Source organism: Shewanella woodyi ATCC 51908 (assembly GCF_000019525.1).
GTDB classification, from domain to species: domain Bacteria; phylum Pseudomonadota; class Gammaproteobacteria; order Enterobacterales; family Shewanellaceae; genus Shewanella; species Shewanella woodyi.
Genome location: NC_010506.1, coordinates 3,688,169 through 3,701,607, shown reverse-complemented (window position 1 = coordinate 3,701,607; position 13,439 = coordinate 3,688,169). Strand labels below are relative to the sequence as shown.

Sequence of the window (13,439 nt, the reverse complement as noted above, 5' to 3'; positions counted from 1 at the left end):
ACAGCAAATGCATTTTTATCGATTGGATGGGATTTTTTTGTTTACAAGGTGTTATTCTGTAAAGGGAAACGGTTAACCGAAAGTCTCTAGTTAACCGCTTTTATCTTAGGCGCGAAGAGAGCCCTGTTTTGGATAAACAAGGTGTTAGTAGTTAAACTTTGCTGCTTTTTCTTTAAAACTGCGAAGGTCAGTTATCATATTGTCAGATGTTAGACGTTCAAGTTGATGATGATTTTCCCCCGTTGTAAATAGAACTAATCTATCGCTATGCTTACTACGCATCTTTTTCATCATAAACTTAATCAGATCTGAACGAGTCAGCTTCTCTATTTCAGCAACAACCAGTTCTCTTTGATTAAAGTCATAATCTTTATTTCCAATACTGGACCAATACCTCTGTCCTCGTGTTTTCAAGTTAGGATCATGCTCCATGACTTGATTAATTAGTCCCTGTTTTGTTAACTCCCACTGCTCATTTGTTATCTGCAAGATTGCGTAGTTAAAATCAGCAATAAATTCGTCAATGGCTTCTAGTAGCTGAAGTGGACCAGATGTGGGGGATTGAATATAGAAGATCATGCCAGGATATCGGTTTAAAGGTAGGTAACCAGTTCCTACCATATAGCCAAGCTGTTTTTTGGTTCTTAGCTCATGAAAAAATGTCGATGACATAGTGTGGTTTAATAAACTGAACAAGGCCATCATTTCAGGAGTAGATTCATCAGCTTGGTAGTAGACTATGATACTGCTGTCCTGATGTGTGACCATTAACTCACGCATTAAGGTGCCGTAACCTGATAAGTTTACTAACTCTCTCTCTGACTCTCTGCTTGGAGAGGAAACGAGAGATAAGATATGCTCCAGTCGTTTCCCTAAGGTCTGTACTTCACTGACTAGCCAGTCGCCATAAACTAAACCTTCAAGATGAATTTTTTCATAAAAACTTCTAACATGGTTATGGAGATCATCTAAGCTGATGTTTTCAAGCTCCTCTGCCATTCGAGAGGGCTCATAGCTTCGTTTTTGTAATGATACTGTCAAACTGGTAAATATTTGCGAGATAGGTTTAGCGCGGGTTTGATTGTACCAAGTCCTTAAAATTTGGCGTTTAATTAGCTTAAACCTATCTTGAGTAAAATTACGTTCTCTGGCTTTTTCAATAAGCAGAGCCAATAACTCCTCTTGTTTACCGGTAAAGCCGGTGAGGTGCAGTGTGATACCACCTTGATGAGGGTAAATATTATAACTAAGGCCAGCCACCTCAGCTTGATAAGTATATTCAGTCAGGTAATCGAGTAGCATCTCAACGTATAACCGAGTGAGCGCAGCGTTTCTCGGGGATGAAGCGGCCTTAATCGAGTCCATAGAGAGGTACATATGGCCTTTTGGCACGTTAAACTCATCATCCTTTCTATGCCAAATTCGGTAACCATTTTCTTGAGAAACAATGACTGGCACCTTGTTTTGACTTTTCTCTTCCCTTGCGACTGAGTCTGAGATGATAAAGGGGTTTTGCTTAGGAAGAACAAACTCTGGGCGAATGTTTACCTGACTCCAACGTTCGAGCTGCTCTTTTTCTAAGGGCTGTATCTGATAGGGTGTATGGTACCAAGCTGCTTGTTTGTTGCTCTCCATTTCAGACGATATTATCTGAATTCGCATATTGGATGGTGTCATCATGTTAAGCAAAATCAGGGTTTCAGTGACATTGAGGCCCTCCATCTTATAGTCACCAAATACCAGATCTTCAACATCATAATGGTGCATATTTATACTAAGGTGGCTGGCCAAATCCAGTGGCTTAATCTGCTCCTGATATTTAAATGCCAATTTGAGAAGGTTAGCTCTCTCTTGGTATCGCCAGTCTTGTATCCCTTGAGTTTTTATCAGTTCAATATATTCAAAGGCACACTCAACAACGGTGTCGAGTTCGATAACGCCTTTCTCTGTTAATTGAATACTGATGTTGTAATCTTTGAAGTTATATCCATTGACGCCACCGCCAGCGGACAAGTTTACCGCATAGCCATGATCTTTAAGGTAGGAGAGCAGGCTCCCGCGGCCTTCATAACCTAAAAGGTGGCTGATAAAGGTGAGAGGCTTATGTTTATAGTAAGGATCTATCTCAGGAAGAGAGAAGGTGATAGCAACCCTTTTTTGATCTTTTACTGGGATAATATTAATGCGCGTTTGCAGCTGCTCTGCTTGGTAAATAGGTACATTTGGGTATTGCTTGGTTAATTGATGATCGTTAATCTCGCTAAAATAATGTTTGGCCAGCACTTCAAGTTCTTGAAGAGGAAGAGGCGCGACTAAACAGAGGGTCATCAAGTTAGCGCTATAGTGATTGTGGTAAAACTCGAGCAACTCCTCTCTTAATATAGACTGCTCACCGCTTAAAGTTTCTAGATTTCCAACTGAAAACTTTGAGAAAGGGTGACTCGGATTGACTGTTTCCTTCTGGACTTGGTATGTTCTGCGAATATCATCTTTTAGCTTAAGACTAAATTCAGACTCGATGGCATGTCGCTCCCTGTCGACCAGATCTTGGTTGAAGAGCGGCGCAATAAAAAATTGGCTGAATCTATCCAATGATTCTTCGAATACATCGGCATCGATACTGAAGAAAAAATTAGTTTGCTCTGTTCCTGTCCACGCGTTATTACTGCCACCGTGCTGATTAATAAAGGCGTGGTACTCGCCTGAGTCTGGAAACTTTTCTGTACCTAAAAAAAGCATATGCTCTAAAAAGTGCGCCATACCTGGACGCGAAACAGGATCGTCAAAATGGCCGACATTGACAGCCATAGAGGCGGCAGCTTGGTTAGCCAATTTATCTTCGACCAGTAATACCGACAAGTTATTGTCTAATGCAAGGTATTGATAGTGACGATGATCATTGGGGCTTTTGATTATTTGTAAAGATTCACTCAACTAGCAAACTCCATGTTCAGGCGCTTTTTGTTACTGCCAAGGTATAAAATGTTCCCATAGCCAAACACATTCTCCAGCACAGGTAATACATATTGGGCTCCTTCGATGTGTTTGGCAAATATCTCATGGTCTATTCGACTAATTAATAACTTAGTTTAGGTTTTTCCCAACGAGATTTAGGGCTACAATGTGCAATATAAAGATAATAATAATGAGTAGCGAGAGTGGTATGCAGCTATTTTTAATGCGTCATGGTGAAGCAAGCTATCTTGCCCATTCAGACAGAGAGCGAACTTTAACAGACACTGGTCGTTATCACACCTGTGAGATGAGTAACTGGTTGGCTAAGTCCGTGACTGAGTTTGATCTTGTGCTGGTGAGTCCTTATCTGCGTGCCCAGCAAAGTTGGCAAGAGGTGAGTAAACATTTTCCAGAGCCAAGGAAGTGGTTGGTGTTAGATGATCTAACACCGTCGTCAGATCCAAGTACTGCGGCAGACCTGACCTTAGCTTATGCTGAACAGTATAAAGCGGATAATGTGTTAGTCATTGCCCATATGCCGCTATTAGGTTACATGGTGAGTGAACTCGTGCGAGGCGTTGAGCCCCCACTGTTTGCCACTTCCGGACTGGCGCTTATTGATAAGCATGGGGAGCAGTGCAGCTTAATCTGGCAGCATACCCCCCACTCCATAAGCTAATCTGAGCGACAAGCGGGGCAAGAGACCTGTTAGTTATGGCAGAAAACTTTCGAGATCTCTTTGTCCTGTGTTTGTCTTGTGGCTCGCTGTTTTGCCTTTAGCTCGAAACTTACGCTTATTACCTTCTGTAGGGCTGATCGCCAATATCAATTAACACCAGTAAAGCTGCATCGCCTCCCCACTCTTTGGGGGCCTTATGAAAAGCCATTACATGGGGGTGCTGAGCTAGCCACATGGGAATATTCTGTTTTAAAATTCCCGTACCGTGTCCATGCATCACACAACAGCAATGTATCTGTTGCTTTATACAGGCTTGGATTAGGGCTGCCAGTTCGAGTTTGGCTTCCGATTGTCGCATTCCATGTAGATCCAGTAATAGATCTGGCTGATAATCTCCTCGCCTAAGACGCTTAACCTCGAAACTGTCTATATCATCACGATTCCAACGCATGGCACCTTCACTGGGGAGGTGTGGCTGATACGTATCTGAAAAATAACTGTCGGCATGAAGCTGCTGCTCTTTCTCTTCAAGCTGCTTCTTGTCTTTTTGTGGTGCAGTGAAGTGACGTTTATTCTGCTTAAAAGGTTTGATCCCTTCCGTTAAGGTAGAAAACAGATCTGCATCTTCGGTATCTTTTTTCATATTCATATCACTGTGTTCTTTAAATTCATGCGCATTAGTTTTCTATTTGTCCCTCTATTTTATTGAATCCGATGCCATATGAATAGAGTTCAGTTACAATGGAGCAGAATTATTATGCTGGAGTAAGTTTTGGATAAGATTTTTGTAGATGAAGCTGTGACAGAGCTGCGCACCATTGGCGATATGTTACGTTGGAGCGTCAGTCGTTTTAACGATGCAAATATATATTATGGTCACGGCACTGATAACGCGTGGGATGAAGCGATTGCATTAGTCTTTCATGCGCTGCACCTACCTGAAGAGATTGGTCAGCAAGTGATACACTCAAACCTAACCAGTAGTGAGAAGCACAAAATTGTTGAGCTTATCCTTAGAAGGGTAAGAGAGCGTCTACCAGTCCCATATCTTACTAACAAAGCGATGTTTGCCGGCCTGCAGTTTTATGTTGATGAGCGTGTACTTGTACCTCGCTCGCCAATTGCAGAGATGATTGCAAATCGATTTAGCCCTTGGCTTTACAATAAACCAGTCAACCGGGTGTTAGATCTGTGTACTGGCAGTGCATGTATTGCGATTGCTTGTGCTTATGAGTTCGATGAAGCGGAAGTTGATGCTTTAGATATCAGCGAAGATGCACTTGAGGTTGCACAGATAAATATTGAAACCTTAGGCGTGATGGATCGGGTTTTCCCTATTGAGTCGAACCTTTTCTCTGCCATCCCTAAAGGACCTCATTACGATCTTATCGTATCTAATCCTCCTTATGTCGATGCTGAAGATATTGATGATATGCCTGAAGAGTATCATCATGAGCCAGAGATTGGCTTGGCGTCAGGCCGTGATGGGCTAGATTTAACTAAGCGTATTTTGGCGAATGCAGCCGATTACCTGACCGAAGACGGCTTGCTTGTGGTAGAGGTGGGTAACTCTATGGTGCACCTTGCCGAGCAGTTCCCAGATGTTCCGTTTACTTGGGTAAGCTTCGAACATGGCGGTGACGGTGTGTTTGTGTTAACTCGAGATCAACTCCTTGAACATGGCTCTGTGTTTGCTATCTATAAAGACAGCGAATAATAGAGGTCATTGAGTTCACTGGTGATAAAAAAGGCTAACGAATAAGTTAGCCTTTTTTAATTCTGTTACTCAAAGCGCATATGGGCTAATCTCAGGTGGTGTATTTTTTTTGAGTATGTCAATAACAGTAAAAGGTGTAGAAATAGGATGTCGGGAAACAGTATTGGTCAAAATTTCGTGGTGACAACATTTGGTGAAAGCCATGGTGTCGCTTTAGGCTGTATTATTGATGGGTGTCCTCCTGGGCTAGAACTCAATGAAGCAGATATGCAGCACGACCTAGATCGTCGACGTCCAGGTACTTCACGTTACACCACTGCAAGGCGAGAGCCTGACGAAGTTCGTGTGTTATCCGGGATCTTTGAAGGTAAAACGACGGGCACATCAATCGGTTTAATGATTGAAAATACGGATCAGCGCAGTAAAGACTACTCAAACATTAAAGATCTATTCCGTCCAGGGCATGCGGATTATACTTACCAGCAAAAATATGGATTAAGAGATTACCGTGGTGGTGGCCGCTCATCTGCACGTGAAACTGCCATGCGTGTTGCAGCTGGCGCTGTGGCTAAAAAGTACCTTAAGCAAGTTCACGGTATAGAGATAAATGGTTTCCTTTCACAACTTGGTCCGATTAAGGCTGAGGCCTTAGATTTTTCTCAGATTGAACAGAATGCTTTTTTCTTCCCTGATCCATCAAAACTTGATGAACTCGACGAGTATATGAGAGATCTCAAGAAGAGCGGTGATTCTGTTGGTGCTAAAGTCAGCGTGGTTGCCACTGGTGTGCCTGTAGGGTTGGGAGAGCCTGTGTTCGATAGGCTAGATGCAGACATCGCCCATGCCCTAATGGGTATTAATGCCGTAAAAGGGGTCGAGATTGGCGATGGTTTTGAGGTTGTTACTCAAAAAGGGTCTGAACACAGAGACTTGATGTCTCCAGAGGGGTTTGCTTCTAACCATGCCGGCGGTATTTTAGGCGGGATCTCTTCCGGTCAGCCTATTGTGGCTCATATTGCCATGAAGCCCACATCCAGCATCAGCATCCCAGGTGAAAGCATCACTGCCCAAGGGGAGATTGCTGAGGTTGTCACTAAAGGTCGTCATGATCCTTGTGTGGGGATCCGCGCAGTACCTATCGCTGAAGCCATGTTGGCAATTGTGCTAATGGACCATCTGTTGAGACACAGAGCTCAAAATATGGATGTGAATAGTCAAACTCCGACTATTGGTATGCGTTAGTTGATTGAGAAAAGGCGCTTTAGGCGCCTTTTTTACTGTCTTTTTTCACGAATTATTTTTTAAACATCACTTACAGTTTCAACGCCATGAGGCTAAAATAGCGCGACTCTTTTTCTTAGATATAGCCCAATGAATCAAACCGCTCAGGTTAGCACACAGTTGCGTTGGATAAGCGCCTGTTATTTTTTCTTTTTTGCCATTTTAGGCGTGATGGTGCCATACCTTGGCGTCTTTTTTGAAAACCGTGGATTTAACCCCCAAGAGATAGGTTTTCTGTTGGCTATTTTGATGGCGACGCGCATTGTTGCACCTAACATCTGGGCCATGGTGGCGGATAAAACGGGTATGCGGGCTCAGTTGGTAAAGTGGGGGGCCGCAGCTGCTGCGGTGAGTTACCTCACTTTCTTCTATAACGGTAGCTTCACCTATCTGGCGATAAGTTTGACTATCTATACTTTTTTCTGGAATGCCATCTTAGCTCAGTTAGAGGTGATAACCTTAGAGACGCTTGGAGAAAACACCTCTCGTTATGGTGCCATACGTAGTTTTGGTAGTTTAGGGTATCTGGTTTTTGTAGTGGGGGTTGGTTTTGCTATCAGCGCCTGGGGCACTGAAGTTTTACCTTATGTGGGCATGGCGTTGTTTATTGGCTTGCTCTTAAGTGCGTTACCGCTACCATCGGATAAAGTGGTAACTAAAAAGCGAGCTGAAACCCCTAAGTTAGTGCTAGATAAAGCGCTATTTTGGTTTCTGCTTTCAGCAACATTATTGCAGATGAGTGCTGGCCCATTTTATGGTTTTTTTGTTCTGTATCTTAAACAATCTGGTTACAGCGAAGCCGTTGCTGGGATCTATGTGGCTTTTGGGGTTCTTGCTGAGATCTTAATGTTTATGTTGGCGCCCCGTCTATTAGGTCGTTATGGCGTTAATCGACTCTTAATCGTGAGTTTAGGTTTTACCGCTGTTCGCTGGCTACTTATGGCTTTTTTTGTCGAAAGTTACCTTTTGTTAGGTGTGAGTCAATTGCTGCATGCCTTTACCTTTGGCTTGGTGCATGCGGCGTCTATTCAGTTTGTGCATCGACACTTTGACATTAGCCATCGTAGTAAAGGCCAAGCGTTATATGCAAGTTTGAGCTTTGGGGTTGGTGGCGCGCTAGGAACTTGGCTTTGTGGCATGATATGGGGTGATGGGTCAGGTGCATCACTGGCTTGGGTGGTTGCATCAGTTTGTGCATTTATCGCCATGTTAGCCATCTTTTTTATCCCAGGCTCCGATAAACGTACTGGTGAAGTGTAGGCTTTATTTTTAGTTGAACAAGGATACTCAATGACAATTCGATTTCGTTTAGGTTTGATCATCAACCCCTTGGCAGGTTTAGGGGGAAGCGTTGCATTAAAAGGCAGCGATGGTGTGGCTGATGAAGCACTTGCTCGAGGAGCAAAACCTAAATCTCATCTGCGAATGCAACAAGCGCTAGAGGTTATTTTACCCTATCGAGATCGGATTGAGATCATTACGGCGTCAGGCTCTATGGGCGAGAGTTTAGCCAAAGAGATGGGGTTTGGTGTCAGGGTAGTTCATAGGGTTGGTGAAGAGACGGAAGCCACTGATACTCAAGCTGTGGTAAAGGTGCTCTTGGAGGAGACGCTGGATCTACTTCTGTTTGCTGGTGGAGATGGAACTGCGCGTGATATCTATGAAGTCGCTGGTGATGATTTGCCTGTCCTTGGCGTACCCGCAGGGGTAAAGATCCACTCGGGAGTATATGGGATCACTCCGCACGCATCGGGAACTGTGGTGAAGATGCTGCTTGATGGTGAGCTTGTCAGCCTGATGAATGCTGATGTGATGGATATCGATGAAACCGCATTTAGACAGGGGATAGTTAAAGCACGCCGTTTTGGTGAGATGCTTGTGCCTGCTGAGCCGAGGTATATTCAGTCGGTGAAAATGGGCGGGGTCGAAGTGGATGAGCTGGTGCTACTCGATATTGCCGCTGAAGTGCTCGATACCATGGAAGATGAGCTGTATATCATGGGCTCAGGTACCACTGTTGCGGCTGTTATGGATGAACTTCAACTGGACAACACCCTACTTGGTGTCGACTTGGTACGAGACAGAGAGTTAGTGGCATCTGATCTCAGCGCTGCACAGCTGCTTGAACAAACCTTAGATCAGCCTGTAAAATTGGTGATCACCTTAATTGGCGGTCAAGGCCATATATTAGGGCGGGGCAACCAACAACTCTCCAGCGAGCTGATAAAAAGGGTCACAAAGGAGAATATTATTATCCTAGCGACCAAAACTAAGCTAAAAGCACTTGAAGGGCGCCCATTAATTGTGGATAGTGGCGACCCAGAATTAGACAGAGCACTGTGTGGCTATTATCGAGTCATTACGGGCTTTCATGATCATGTGATGTATCAGGTGGCAAATCCTGATCTGTTATAGCGATCAAACTGTAATATGAAGAATATGTTGTAGCTTGCTATGACTGCATCTGTTGTGAATAAAGAGAAAGCGGAGTGATTAATGTTAGAGCAGTATGAAACAACCTTGTATGAGTGGATTGAAGATATTGTCGCTCAAGGTAATGAAGATGCCCTGTTTGCCAGTGGCTATCTGCAGGGACATTTCGCTGTGGCGATTTCACAACTTGAAATTGAAACAGAGCAAGACCTATCAGCGTTAAGCCAGAAGATGGATGTGTGTATGGAGCTGGCTAAGCAAGAGCTAGGCGATACAGATTATGCGTTAGTAGACTCTGCATGGAAGCAGCTTAGCGACAGATTAGCGGCGTGAGTGCGGACAGTAAATATCTAGCGCAAATAGGGCTTGTTAATCCTAAGAGTCCAACGAATGTTGGTGGTATTATGCGCGCTGCTGGGTGTTATCAGGCTGATGCCGTACTCTATACCGGTAAACGATATGAGTTGGCAGCTAGAAATGGTAATGCCCAATACAACACAGATACCAAAAGAGCAGGGCAGCATATTCCGCTTCAAGCCGTGGAGAGCTTACTTGCAGCGAAAGTGGATGATGTGAAGCTTGTTTGTGTTGATCTTGTGGTTGGTGCGATTTCACTACCTGAGTTTGTTCATCCCGACAAAGCCCTATATGTGTTTGGCCCAGAAGATGGCACCATAGGTCAAGAGATAATCGATAAGGCAGACGCTGTGGTTTATGTTCCCACTGTTGGCTGTATGAACTTGGCGGCATCGGTCAATGTTCTTCTCTATGACAGGCTTGCTAAATTAGGCTGTTTAGATGCCAATGATGAACTGATTAAACGTAGCCGAGATACAAATAACAGAGTTAAGGTTAAGTCCTGAGCTCTTGATTTACAGCCTTGAGCTCTTGGTTTAAAGTCTTGAGCACTCGATTGTTAACAGACAATAAAAAGAAACCCAGCAACTGCTGGGTTTCTTTTTATCTGGCGTAAGCTTCTCTATCAATTGGTATTAATCTAAGCGACAATTTAATAGATCATCACCATTTAGCATACATTCAACTTCAACCCATTTACCGTCAAACTGAGCTAGCGAGTTATCCGATGAGGTGTAGTTCCATAAACTGTTGTTGCTAACAGGGCCCTCTAAACTGATTTCAGTCTCTTTAGTCTCACGTTCAATCTCTTTGATTAACCAGTGAGCAGGCGTTAGTGCAGTGGCTTTTACCTCAATGCCTTCCACTTCAATCCAAATATTGTTTAACATCGCTTCGGTAAGACCATCATCGAAGTGAGTTGCTGCATCGATAACAAACTCGGTGCCATTGATGGTTACAATACCACTGTTTAATGTTGCAAAGCCTTGATTTGAAAACTCTCTTGCTTGAGTTACTGGGATTTCAGGTTGCTGGTTTTCAAAATCAATGTTGGTTGCCACTAAACCTGAGCTGCTATTGGCCATATCAACATCAACTTGGTTACCACTTTTCAGATCAGTTTTAACACCATCTTCAAATTTTGTGTTGGCGGTAACCTGTATCTTGGTACGGTTGTCTATCTCAAAATAGCTTAGTTCTGAGTTGACCCAAGTGATAGTGCCTTCAATCTCAACACCGTCATAATCAGTATCATTTTCAACATCTATCTTAGCTGCAACGAAGTGACTGTTCTCAAAATTGCCATCAACCTCAACCCACTGGCCATTTTTCAGTATGTCACCATATTCAATAGTGGCATTACTGTATTCAACTTGCATTGAACCGATGTTAAACTTGCTCGCTGTTGTATCAAGCAGTGAAATACGACCTTCTATTTCAGCATGAGTGAGTACAGGAGCTTGGTTGACTGAAGATACAGACCAAGTACCATCGTTTTGCTGCAGGGCTGAGATCATCACCCAGCTACCCACTTGGATATCGCTGTTAAGTGCTGAGAATGTAAAGGTGGTACCGTTAACCACTAACTTATTCCCCTGAACTTCAGACACAACACCAGCAATAGCTGGATTTAGTTCGATATCGATTGCTTTACCTTTTAAAGTTTCCACTTCAACTTGAACGCCAGGAGTTAGATCTGCAAGTTCAAGAATGTTGTCTTCATAGTTAATCGGTGTGCCTGCGGTTTGCAGTGTGTAGCCATTGACTGTGATTGTTTGGTTGGTGGTAGAAACTGCTTCAACCGATCCAAAAATTTTTGCTGGTGTTGTTGGCGCTACAGGGATCTCAGGTGTTGTACTACCGCTATCACTGCTACCGCCGCCACAACCGACAACGAATGTCGCGAGAATGCTCGCCAATAATAGATTTTTTGCATTTGCAGATTTCATGCTTGTCATACCTTAATTAATTGAGGTTGAGGATATGCTGAGCATAATATCGAGATAGGTGTGAAGAGATCGTGAAGGAAAACGTGAATTTCATGAAAGTTTTAATTGTTGAAGATAACCATAACGTCTCTGAAACGATTGCCGATTATTTAGAGCTTGAAGGTGTCGCTATAGATTGCGCTTATCATGGAGAGAGTGCGATCAAACTTATTAGTGATAACCATTATGATGTGATTATCATGGATATTATGATGCCAAAGCTCGATGGTATCTCGACAGTCAAAAAGCTGCGTCAGGAGCTGTTTTGTCCAACGCCAATTCTATTTCTTACCGCTAAAGATCACCTAGAAGATAAAGTTGCCGCATTTAAAGCGGGTGGAGATGATTATCTGTTGAAGCCCTTTGCTATGCAGGAGCTGAGTTTGCGACTTCAGGCATTGAATAATCGCGGGCCTAGACGTGATGTTGGTCAGCTTAGTTATGCCGATATTGTGATTGATATCAGCACCGATAAAGTCAGCAGAGATGGTTTGCCAGTTAAACTCAGCCGCACGCAACTTAAGATCTTAAAGCTACTCGTTAAAAATGCCCCTGGGATAGTCAGTAGAAAAGAGATAATACAAGCACTGTGGGGAGACGAGTCACCCGATAGTGATTCGCTTAGAAGTCATGTTTATGGATTAAGAACTGCGCTGGATAAAGGCTTTAGCGAGTCGTGTTTGGAAACCTTGCATGGAAAAGGTTACAGGATTAAAGCGTAAATCTTTATAGAGCGGCATCAATAGTGAGAGAAAGATGGATAAGATCACAGTAGCTGACCACAGTCATTACCCCAGTTTTTATTGGAAAATTCGCTGGAGTTTTGGTTTGATGACCTTGCTTATTTTTAGTCTGTTTTGGTCACTTATCTACTTTGCTGAAGACAGGCTTGAAGTTTTGAGTCTTCATCATTGGCTCGATACCGAGGCCAGTCAATATACAAGAGATTTTGATAGGTTGGGTTTTGCTACGCCGCTACCCAATCCATCGGAATTTTCCACCTATTGGAGTGAAGAGGAGTTACCAGTTTGGCTGACTCAATATACTCAGTTAGGTTTTTTTGAGCACTTAATTGGCACTGAAGATAAACATTTTATTGTGAGTAAACATCCATCAGGAAGAGGCTTAATGTATATCGTCTTTCAAGATGATGCCGATGATTACTTGGATAACTATGAGGCCGACCTTCATTTTCTTACGCTATTTTTAGGAGGTTTTTTAACCTTAGCTATGTTGCTCTATGGCCTCTATTTTGTCAGAACCTTGTCGAAGCCACTCGCTAAAATTCAGGAAAAAGTCAGTCAAATGCCACCAGGTAATGCGTTATTCAGTGTTGAAACTAAGTTTCGTGAAACCCGAGAGATTGAGAGTACGCTGCTCGAAAGTAAGATTAATATCAGTAACTTTTTCAAGCGTGAGAAGGAGTTTAGCCGTTTTGCTTCCCATGAGTTAAGAACGCCAATTATGGTGATCAAAGGCTCGACTGAGTTACTGCAAAAAGTCCCTGAGCTTCCCCATGTGGCTACTAAGGCTATTGCACGTTTAGAGCGCGCCAGTGATGAGATGGAGTTACTCACCGAGACATTTTTGCTCTTAGGGAGGGCTGCCATTGAGCCAAGGTATATGGCGACTCATTCGCTGGAGCTGATATTGACTAAGCAGATAGATGAGCTGGCACTGCTGTTTGCTAAGAATGATGCCGGATATAAACTCAGGGTCAGTGAGCCTAGCAAGGCCCATGCGCCTGAGAGCTTTATCGCCGTGATCATTAATAATTTGATTAAGAATGCTTTTAGTTACAGTGTCGGTGATATCGATATTGAGCTAACGGGGACTGAGCTTAGAATATGTAATCGCCACGATGGTCATGATCTGTATAACGAAGGCTATGGCTGCGGCTTAGTGATTGTTGAGCGAATTTGCGAGCGGATGGTTTGGCAATTTGAACATGAAAATACCCCAGAGAAGTATATTGCAGTCGTAAACTTTTCATCAACAGAAAATGTAAACTCGTTTTAATCGATAAAAC

Annotated in this window: 12 protein-coding genes; 9 read left to right on the top strand and 3 right to left on the bottom strand. The window is 43.3% G+C overall.

The window, feature by feature from the left end:
• Positions 1 to 144: 144 nt before the first annotated feature.
• Positions 145 to 2,934, bottom strand: coding sequence for an insulinase family protein (locus SWOO_RS15580; RefSeq protein ID WP_012325628.1), 2,790 nt, complete (start codon positions 2,932 to 2,934; stop codon positions 145 to 147).
• Positions 2,935 to 3,163: 229 nt separating this feature from the next.
• Here SWOO_RS15580 and sixA point away from each other — a divergent pair, with 229 nt between their 5' ends.
• On the top strand, positions 3,164 to 3,634 hold the full coding sequence (gene sixA / locus SWOO_RS15575) for a phosphohistidine phosphatase SixA (protein ID WP_041418203.1): 471 nt from the start codon (positions 3,164 to 3,166) through the stop codon (positions 3,632 to 3,634).
• Positions 3,635 to 3,752: 118 nt separating this feature from the next.
• Here the strand turns inward: sixA and smrB are convergent, their stop codons facing one another.
• Positions 3,753 to 4,283 (bottom strand): endonuclease SmrB, encoded by a 531-nt coding sequence (smrB, locus tag SWOO_RS15570; protein ID WP_041417700.1) that lies wholly within the window; start codon positions 4,281 to 4,283, stop codon positions 3,753 to 3,755.
• Positions 4,284 to 4,406: 123 nt separating this feature from the next.
• Between smrB and prmB the strand changes: the two genes are divergently transcribed.
• The 6 genes from prmB (at position 4,407) to SWOO_RS15540 (ending at position 9,928) form a co-directional block, all read left to right on the top strand.
• On the top strand, positions 4,407 to 5,351 hold the full coding sequence (gene prmB / locus SWOO_RS15565; RefSeq protein WP_012325625.1) for a 50S ribosomal protein L3 N(5)-glutamine methyltransferase: 945 nt from the start codon (positions 4,407 to 4,409) through the stop codon (positions 5,349 to 5,351).
• A 147-nt stretch (positions 5,352 to 5,498) separates the two neighbouring features.
• Complete coding sequence (gene aroC / locus SWOO_RS15560) at positions 5,499 to 6,593, top strand: chorismate synthase (protein ID WP_012325624.1); 1,095 nt, start codon at positions 5,499 to 5,501, stop codon at positions 6,591 to 6,593.
• A 129-nt stretch (positions 6,594 to 6,722) separates the two neighbouring features.
• On the top strand, positions 6,723 to 7,892 hold the full coding sequence (locus SWOO_RS15555; protein ID WP_012325623.1) for an MFS transporter: 1,170 nt from the start codon (positions 6,723 to 6,725) through the stop codon (positions 7,890 to 7,892).
• Positions 7,893 to 7,922: 30 nt separating this feature from the next.
• Positions 7,923 to 9,047, top strand: a complete 1,125-nt coding sequence (locus tag SWOO_RS15550) for an ATP-NAD kinase family protein (RefSeq protein ID WP_012325622.1) — start codon at positions 7,923 to 7,925, stop codon at positions 9,045 to 9,047.
• 81 nt (positions 9,048 to 9,128) lie between these two features.
• Positions 9,129 to 9,398, top strand: coding sequence for a YfcL family protein (locus SWOO_RS15545; protein ID WP_012325621.1), 270 nt, complete (start codon positions 9,129 to 9,131; stop codon positions 9,396 to 9,398).
• Positions 9,395 to 9,928, top strand: a complete 534-nt coding sequence (locus tag SWOO_RS15540; RefSeq protein ID WP_012325620.1) for an RNA methyltransferase — start codon at positions 9,395 to 9,397, stop codon at positions 9,926 to 9,928. The genes SWOO_RS15545 and SWOO_RS15540 overlap by 4 nt, the downstream gene beginning before the upstream one ends.
• 129 nt (positions 9,929 to 10,057) lie before the next feature.
• On the opposite strand, the gene SWOO_RS15535 is transcribed toward SWOO_RS15540, so the two are convergent.
• A complete protein-coding gene (locus SWOO_RS15535) occupies positions 10,058 to 11,371 on the bottom strand; it encodes a DUF5666 domain-containing protein (RefSeq protein WP_012325619.1) in 1,314 nt (437 codons plus the stop codon).
• Between the two features lie 92 nt (positions 11,372 to 11,463).
• Here SWOO_RS15535 and SWOO_RS15530 point away from each other — a divergent pair, with 92 nt between their 5' ends.
• On the top strand, positions 11,464 to 12,132 hold the full coding sequence (locus SWOO_RS15530) for a response regulator transcription factor (RefSeq protein WP_012325618.1): 669 nt from the start codon (positions 11,464 to 11,466) through the stop codon (positions 12,130 to 12,132).
• 34 nt (positions 12,133 to 12,166) lie between these two features.
• The gene (locus SWOO_RS15525) at positions 12,167 to 13,429 is read left to right on the top strand and encodes a sensor histidine kinase (protein ID WP_012325617.1); all 1,263 of its coding nucleotides are present in this window, start codon (positions 12,167 to 12,169) and stop codon (positions 13,427 to 13,429) included.
• Positions 13,430 to 13,439 lie beyond the last annotated feature (10 nt).

Bases quoted from the DNA above. Each gene is read 5' to 3' on its own strand.
- aroC (WP_012325624.1), top strand. From the start codon at position 5,499: ATGTCGGGAAACAGTATTGGTCAAAATTTCGTGGTGACAACATTTGGT.
- SWOO_RS15545 (WP_012325621.1), top strand. From the start codon at position 9,129: ATGTTAGAGCAGTATGAAACAACCTTGTATGAGTGGATTGAAGATATT.
- sixA (WP_041418203.1), top strand. From the start codon at position 3,164: ATGCAGCTATTTTTAATGCGTCATGGTGAAGCAAGCTATCTTGCCCAT.
- SWOO_RS15525 (WP_012325617.1), top strand. From the start codon at position 12,167: ATGGATAAGATCACAGTAGCTGACCACAGTCATTACCCCAGTTTTTAT.
- SWOO_RS15530 (WP_012325618.1), top strand. From the start codon at position 11,464: ATGAAAGTTTTAATTGTTGAAGATAACCATAACGTCTCTGAAACGATT.
- SWOO_RS15535 (WP_012325619.1), bottom strand. From the start codon at position 11,371: ATGAAATCTGCAAATGCAAAAAATCTATTATTGGCGAGCATTCTCGCG.
- smrB (WP_041417700.1), bottom strand. From the start codon at position 4,283: ATGAATATGAAAAAAGATACCGAAGATGCAGATCTGTTTTCTACCTTA.
- SWOO_RS15555 (WP_012325623.1), top strand. From the start codon at position 6,723: ATGAATCAAACCGCTCAGGTTAGCACACAGTTGCGTTGGATAAGCGCC.
- SWOO_RS15550 (WP_012325622.1), top strand. From the start codon at position 7,923: ATGACAATTCGATTTCGTTTAGGTTTGATCATCAACCCCTTGGCAGGT.